Genomic DNA, 6,709 nt, shown 5'->3' with positions numbered 1-6,709 from the left:
TCAAAAAAGAAAAAAATATGAGCGCAAAAATACATAGTTTGCCTTTATGGCAAACTACGCCCTGTTTAATTTACAAAAATTAAAAAGATTTTTAACCCATTACCCTTAAGTTGACGGCTATACCTCTTGAGAGGGGCGCGCGCTGGAGTGTGTTGTGGCGGGGTGTGTTCGCCAGCGCGCAATTGCGTAAAGCATAGCGGACACCCCCCTCCACCCAAGAGGAAAATCGCACATTCCCCCGCTTTTTTATCCAACGCCTCATTTCCTTACACAGGCAAAAAGCCTTAATTACATTTACGCGCAAAGGATAAACTGCTATCTTTGCCGTCCCGATAGCTATCGGGCTTGATAACATACACACAACATGAATTTTGTAGAAGAATTACGCTGGCGCGGCATGCTGCACGATATAATGCCCGGAACCGAGGACTTACTGAACAAAGGGATGGTATCCGGCTATATCGGTTTCGACCCAACGGCCGATTCGCTGCACGTGGGTAGCCTGGCGCAAATCATGACGCTAATACACTTCCAGCGTGCCGGCCATAAACCTTATGCATTAGTTGGCGGCGCAACCGGTATGGTAGGCGACCCATCAGGCAAATCTGCAGAGCGTAACCTGCTGAGCGAAGAAGATCTCCAGCACAATCTCAACGGCATCAAAGGCCAGCTAGAGAAATTCCTTGATTTTGAGACCGGGGACAATAGCGCCCAGATGGTAAATAACTACGATTGGTTCAAAGGCTTCGATTTTCTGAACTTCATCCGCGATGTAGGCAAGCACATTACCGTTAATTACATGATGGCCAAAGATTCGGTAAAGAAAAGGCTTGAAGGTGAAACGGGAATGTCGTTCACCGAGTTTTCGTACCAGTTGGTGCAGGGCTACGATTTTTACTACCTCTGGAAAAATAAAAACTGTGCCCTGCAAATGGGCGGCAGCGACCAGTGGGGCAACATTGTAACCGGCACCGAACTGATACGCCGCAAAGGCCGCGGCGAAGCTTTTGCGCTTACTACGCAACTCATCAAAAAATCTGATGGCACTAAATTCGGGAAATCTGAAGGTGGTAACATCTGGCTGGATCCGGCAAAAACATCGCCTTACCAGTTTTACCAGTTTTGGCTAAACACCGGCGACGATGATGCCAAATCATACATCAGGATATTTACGCTATTCGATAAAGAAACGATAGAAGCCATAGAAAGCGAGCACGATGCGGCCCCTCACCTGCGCACGCTGCAAAAAGCGTTGGCTAAAGATATCACCCTGCGCGTACACGGTGAAGAGGGCTTTTTAAAGGCTATCAAATCAACCGAATTTTTGTTCGGCAATACAGGAATCGAGTTCTTAAGTGAACTTAACGACGATGAAGTGCTGGCCATATTCAGCGGCGTGCCCAACTTTACCATCAGCGCGGCGGAGCTGGAAGCTGGATTACCGGTAACAGATTTACTTGCGGCCAAAACCACCATTTTCACATCAAAAGGCGAAGCAAAGAAGATGGTGCAGGGCGGTGGCGTGGCTATCAACAAGGAAAAAGTGGGCACGCCTGATGATCTTTATAGTACTGCTAACTTAATCAATAACAAATACTTAGTGGTACAAAAAGGAAAGCGGAACTATTTTTTAATTGTGATTGAATAATTTGCAATTACGACATTTTGTAGATATTTTTGTACAAATGTCAGATGCAATGAAAAACAGCGAAGAAATAAATCAACTTAAGGAACCCATGGCAGTATATACCTATAATACTGCCATGCCTTTATATACTTTATTTGGCGGCGATAGGGCCGTAAGGTTTTCTTCGGATTTCGAAATAATAAAATTGGCAAGGCAAGGCTTCCCCAAAAAGGCCTTGCTTGCTTTGGCTAAAAGGATATCCCTCAATTTACAGGAACTATCCAGTATCTTACACATCTCCGAGCGCACTTTACAGCGTTATGAAGATGATGCCATTATTAAAACCGAATACGCCGAAAAGGCGGTAGAGCTTGCACGCCTTTACACCCGCGGCGAAGAAGTTTTTGGTTCGATGGATAAATTCAAACTTTGGATGAAAGCACCGAGCCTTATTTTTAAAGGTGAGGCTCCGGTTAGCTTTTTAGATACATCTGCCGGTTTCGATATGGTTTTCAATGAATTGGGCCGAATTGAGCACGGCATTTTTGTTTAGATGATACTTTACCGAATAGCTAATTGCAAGTACATCAACAGCCTGGATGGCATTGGCGCGCGGCAATTTGGGGCGCGTTGGAATAGCAAGGGCAATGCAGTAGTTTACCTGGCATCATCAAGGGCGTTATCGGTTTTAGAAGTTTTGGTACATCTTCAACCTTTGTTTACGCCTAATGGTTTTTGCGTTGCCGATATTGAAGTACCAGATGATAAGATATTAACCCTTGATATAAAAAGCTTACCTGCAAACTGGAAAGAGTTAGACTCATCTCCAGAGCTGAAAAAAATCGGCGACGACTTCCTGAAAAATGGTGAATACTTAATGCTGAAAGTCCCCTCGGCTATTGTAGAACAGGAACATAACTATATGCTGAACCCCTCGCACCCTGATACGACTAAAGTGAAGATCATCAACAAACGGCCATTTAATTTCGACGAGCGGTTACTGTAAGCCCCACGCTCTCCTCCCTGCCGACAGGGTGGCCCGAAGGGAGGGCTTAATTCTTTTATTAGAGTTTTGAAGTCTCCCCTAACCGGAGAGATATAGAGGAAACTACTAAAAATCGCTCAGCAAATCCAACTTTTTGGCGTTATATTCTTCCTGCGATATCAGTCCGTTTTCAAAAAGCATTTTCAATCTTTTCAGTTTCTCGGTCAACTCGTCCTTTTTAGGTTCTTCCTGTGCAACAGGAGCTGGTGGCGGGGTTGGCACAGGTGCCGGTGCTGAAACTGGCTGCTGATAAACGGGCGGCTGGTATACTGGTGCAACGGGCTGGTAGGCAATCGGCGCGGCTTGCTCTATCTGCATCGCGCCCGATTCGGCGCGTTTTTCTTCCAGATCGCGCAGGCGGCGGGCTTCGCGCTCGGCTTCTTTGCGTTCCTGTGCATATTGGTACAGTTTACGGGCCTGTACTTTGGGCAAGTAATCCACACCCATTTCGGCACCATTGGTTGTTTTTACGCTGAATATGGCGCCTATGATTTCTTCGCGGGTGTAAACATCTACGATGTCCTTCCATACAAAATCAACGAATTTGATAGATAGCCCCAGGTTTGCCGGGGTAAAAAATAGTATACGCTTATTAGTAAGTGCAATACAATCGGGGAAAAGATTCACTATCGGTTTCTTTTGCACCGCTATATATAATACCTCCTCGCCGGTAGACAGCAAATCTACCAGGCGGCCATAAATGCGTTCAACGGCTTTGGGGTCTTGTTCTTCCTTTAAAAATTTCTCTATCATGGTGTTTGATATTTTGTATCGGCGGCAAAAATAACAATAATATGCCGCTTGTAAATATAGGTTTTATGCCGAAAAAAGCTTTTGGCGAAATTCATACCACGTATATCAGCAAACTACCCCACCAATAAGTTACAGCCACGAATGTCAGAATTATCAAAACGACCCAAAACCTCAAAAGAGCCATCAGCATAAACCTTGCCCAGATCTTGCGTGGCTATAAACGAGCAGGAATTGATGTTGGCCAGATCGATAATGTTTATACCGCCTGTTTTGCCTTCACCAACCAATGTAAGAGGATCGTTGGTATCGCGGGTAACTACCTTCATCCATGGCGGGCAATTGAATATACCCTCCCCTTTGGAGTAAGCCTGCGATAACAGTTCCGTCATCCCGTATTCCGAGTGGATGACGCTTACGCCAAAACCTGCGCAAAGCATGGCGTGCAGTTCTTCGCGTATCATCTCTTTACGGCGGCCTTTCATGCCCCCGGTTTCCATCACAATAAGGTTAGGGAAATCTATTTGGTATTGCTCCACAAAATCAAGCAGGGCAAAAGTTACGCCGATAAGCAATGTTGGCTTATAGGCGGCTTTCTGTTTTTGAAGTATCGCATAAAGCTCGGCATGGTTGTACAGGAAAAATCCGCTATCGGGGTTAGCCGATTGCGTTATCATATCCTGTGCCATATAAATCAGCGAGGAGCCTTCGCGCTCCAGGTAAGCCGGAAGCAGAGCAAGCACGGTATAGTCTGTAATATCTCCATAAAACAGGGCGAACGCCCGGCGAAAACTTTGTACATACCAGCTAACATTAGTAACCGTGTGGCTGCTGGTAACCATACCTGTAGTACCCGAACTGGTAAAGACCACTTCGGCTTCGGCATCCCCGGTAACCACAGGGTGTGCTTTAAAGAATTCTACAGGCATGAAGGGTATCTGCCCAAGCTCGAAAACCAGCGCCGGATCGATCATCAGGCCATCAATAAAAGCTTTATAAACTGCGCAATTGGCCGCCTGGTACCTAAACACCTGTAAGGCAATTTCTTCGAATGAGACTTTGTTATTTATGGTGAAAATGTTTTCTTTGCCCGGCTTTATCATGCTTTGCAAAGATAGCGACAATGTGCAGATATGCAGATTTCAAATTTCAGGTAAGAAAGCGCACGGGCGTAAAACTTTCAAACGTACAGATTATGAACGTAATAGGTATTGGAGATGCATTTGCAAACCACATACATCTGCACATTTGAAATCAAAAATTTGGACACGTACAGGCATCTGAAATTGCGCATCTGAAATTTGCACATCTATCGGGTGTAACAAAGCGGCCACTTTTGAGTTATCTATCTTTGAAACACAACAACAATAATTACACTTCATTCTAATCGATCATGAAAGTTATTAAATTTTTAAGACTGCCACTTCTCTTAAGCGCATTCTTTATACTGGCATCAGCTACAACTGTTTCTACCGAAAAAGGCCTCGAGAAGATACACCAGGCTACCAACGTACTCAAAGCATTCGGCGAAATGAAAGAAAGCATCCCGAGCGATTTACTGAAAGAGTACGAAGGCATTGTTATCGTACCGAAACTGATCAACGCAGGTTTTGGTATCGGCGGCAAACGTGGACAGGGCCTGGCCATGGTGAAACTACCCGGCGGCAAATGGAGCGACCCGGTGTTTGTTACCCTTACGGGAGGCAGCTTCGGTTTGCAAATAGGCGTACAATCGGTTGATCTTGTTTTGGTTTTCAAGAACAAAGGCGTACTCACCAAGGTTAAAAACGGCGATTTCACCATCGGCGGCGATATATCTGCCGCTGCCGGACCGGTTGGCCGCAGCTCTACCGCCAGCACAGATCATAAGCTGGAAGCAGAAATTTATTCTTACTCGCGCAGCAAAGGCTTGTTTGCGGGTATCAGCGTAAATGGCTCTAACCTGGCTATCAACAAAAGCCTTAATGCCGATTTTTATGGCGAAGGGGTTACTTCAGCCCAGATTTTCGACCGTGCCACCAGCACCGAGCCTGCTATTGCAGAATTAAAAGCTACTTTGAATTCGTTTGAATAATAAACGTTTTTGTTAATGAAAACGCCCGGGCATTCTGTCCAGGCGTTTTTTTATGATGCTGTTTTAGATAGCAAACACCACAGTAAGTATTTCCATGTGCTCATCCCTTCCCTTTAAATTATGCTGCCCGAGGGACTTTGTCTCGAAAGAAAGGTTAGGCCCGAGTGCTTTAGCAAGGTGGCCAGAAATAAGAATATCCACACCGAAATGATTGCAAAGGCCCTGTATGCGGGCTGCGGTATTCAGCACATCGCCGGTAAAAATGATTTCCTTTTTCAACACGCCTATCTCGCCGGTGGTAACCATGCCGTAGTGCAGGCCTGCTTTAAAGCCAGGTAGCAAGCCAAAACGCGCTTCGTATTTTGATGCCTGCTGCGCCAATCCTCTTTTCATCGCAAAGAAACACCCGATGCAATCGCCGTTCTGCAGGCCAGCCTTTAGTTTCCAGGAGATAATCATTTCGTCGCCGGCGTATTGGTATATCTCACCCTGGTAATCTATAACAGGCTGCGACAAATCGGCAAAATACTCCTTCAGCATCTCGAAGTATCTTACATGACCCAGTTTCTCGGCAATAGTTGTGGATGAGCGCATATCCAAAAACATGAATACTCTTTCCTCCTGAACGGGGCGATGGTACTTTCCCAAAAAGAAATTGAGCAAGGCGGCATGGCCTATACTGTCGCTCACCTCAGCATAAAATTGCGTAACCAAAATAATGGAAGCGATATAAACCGTTGTGCTCAACATGGCGTAATCAGTAAAGAAAACCCAGGCGGTGTTCCAGAATGCTTTCCGGCTAACTGCGGCTACCGTATCGGTTGCTGTGCCGATGAAGGTAATTACCAGGAACAACAGGATAATCAGCAGATAGATAAGTGATTTGAAAAGGATTTTCTTGCTGAAGCTTTTTTTAACGAACCATTTATTGAAGCAGAAAACCTCCAGCACGCCCATAATTAACCCCGTTACCAGCGCAGCCAACGGCGTAGTAACTATATTCCTCGTAAAAAAGTAAGGATTGCCGGTAGCGGGGTAGTATGTCAGGTTGCCCAGCAGGCCACGCTCCAGCAGGGTGTAAACCAAACTGAATACCAGCCATAACACGCCAAATGGCAGGATGTGTAGAATATTCCGTTTGGCTTTGGGCGATAGCATTGGCATAAAATTCGGTTATAGCAAGGTATTGTTCTTTGGGCGCAAGCGCAACTAA

7 protein-coding genes and 1 pseudogene are annotated in these 6,709 nt (G+C 45.6%); 4 read left to right on the top strand and 4 right to left on the bottom strand.

The genetic code is table 11. The annotated features are described in order from the left end of the window. The first annotated feature begins 364 nt into the window (after positions 1–364). Genes tyrS through E2R66_RS20645 form a run of 3 tightly spaced genes read left to right on the top strand, consistent with a single transcriptional unit; the run spans position 365 to position 2,633 of the window. A complete protein-coding gene (gene tyrS, locus E2R66_RS20655) occupies positions 365–1,648 on the top strand; it encodes a tyrosine--tRNA ligase (RefSeq protein ID WP_133234294.1) in 1,284 nt (427 codons plus the stop codon). Positions 1,649–1,685: 37 nt separating this feature from the next. Then, complete coding sequence (gene parS, locus E2R66_RS20650; protein ID WP_133234292.1) at positions 1,686–2,180, top strand: type II RES/Xre toxin-antitoxin system antitoxin; 495 nt, start codon at positions 1,686–1,688, stop codon at positions 2,178–2,180. Continuing rightward, positions 2,181–2,633 carry an RES family NAD+ phosphorylase gene (locus E2R66_RS20645; RefSeq protein ID WP_133234290.1) on the top strand — a complete coding sequence of 151 codons (453 nt, stop codon included), beginning with the start codon at positions 2,181–2,183 and terminating at the stop codon, positions 2,631–2,633. 105 nt (positions 2,634–2,738) lie between these two features. Here the strand turns inward: E2R66_RS20645 and E2R66_RS20640 are convergent, their stop codons facing one another. Together E2R66_RS20640 and E2R66_RS20635 are read right to left on the bottom strand one after the other, a co-directional pair. Then, a complete protein-coding gene (locus tag E2R66_RS20640) occupies positions 2,739–3,425 on the bottom strand; it encodes a PH domain-containing protein (protein ID WP_133234288.1) in 687 nt (228 codons plus the stop codon). A gap of 113 nt (positions 3,426–3,538) precedes the next feature. Beyond that, complete coding sequence (locus E2R66_RS20635; RefSeq protein ID WP_133234286.1) at positions 3,539–4,525, bottom strand: LuxE/PaaK family acyltransferase; 987 nt, start codon at positions 4,523–4,525, stop codon at positions 3,539–3,541. Positions 4,526–4,815: 290 nt separating this feature from the next. On the opposite strand from E2R66_RS20635, the gene E2R66_RS20630 reads away from it, so the two are divergent. Continuing rightward, a complete protein-coding gene (locus E2R66_RS20630; protein WP_133234284.1) occupies positions 4,816–5,496 on the top strand; it encodes a lipid-binding SYLF domain-containing protein in 681 nt (226 codons plus the stop codon). Here E2R66_RS20630 and E2R66_RS29320 read toward each other — a convergent pair. Together E2R66_RS29320 and E2R66_RS20620 are read right to left on the bottom strand one after the other, a co-directional pair. Continuing rightward, positions 5,474–5,551, bottom strand: a pseudogene (locus tag E2R66_RS29320) (hypothetical protein); the annotation flags it as partial. The gene E2R66_RS20630 and the pseudogene E2R66_RS29320 sit on opposite strands and share 23 nt — an antisense overlap. A gap of 8 nt (positions 5,552–5,559) precedes the next feature. Next, positions 5,560–6,660, bottom strand: coding sequence for an adenylate/guanylate cyclase domain-containing protein (locus E2R66_RS20620; protein ID WP_133234282.1), 1,101 nt, complete (start codon positions 6,658–6,660; stop codon positions 5,560–5,562). Positions 6,661–6,709: the final 49 nt, after the last annotated feature.

It is taken from the genome of Mucilaginibacter psychrotolerans (genome assembly GCF_004519315.1).
Lineage (GTDB): Bacteria > Bacteroidota > Bacteroidia > Sphingobacteriales > Sphingobacteriaceae > Mucilaginibacter > Mucilaginibacter psychrotolerans.
The sequence above is the reverse complement of the archived record's forward strand: the minus strand, read 5'-3'. Positions and strand labels throughout refer to the sequence as shown.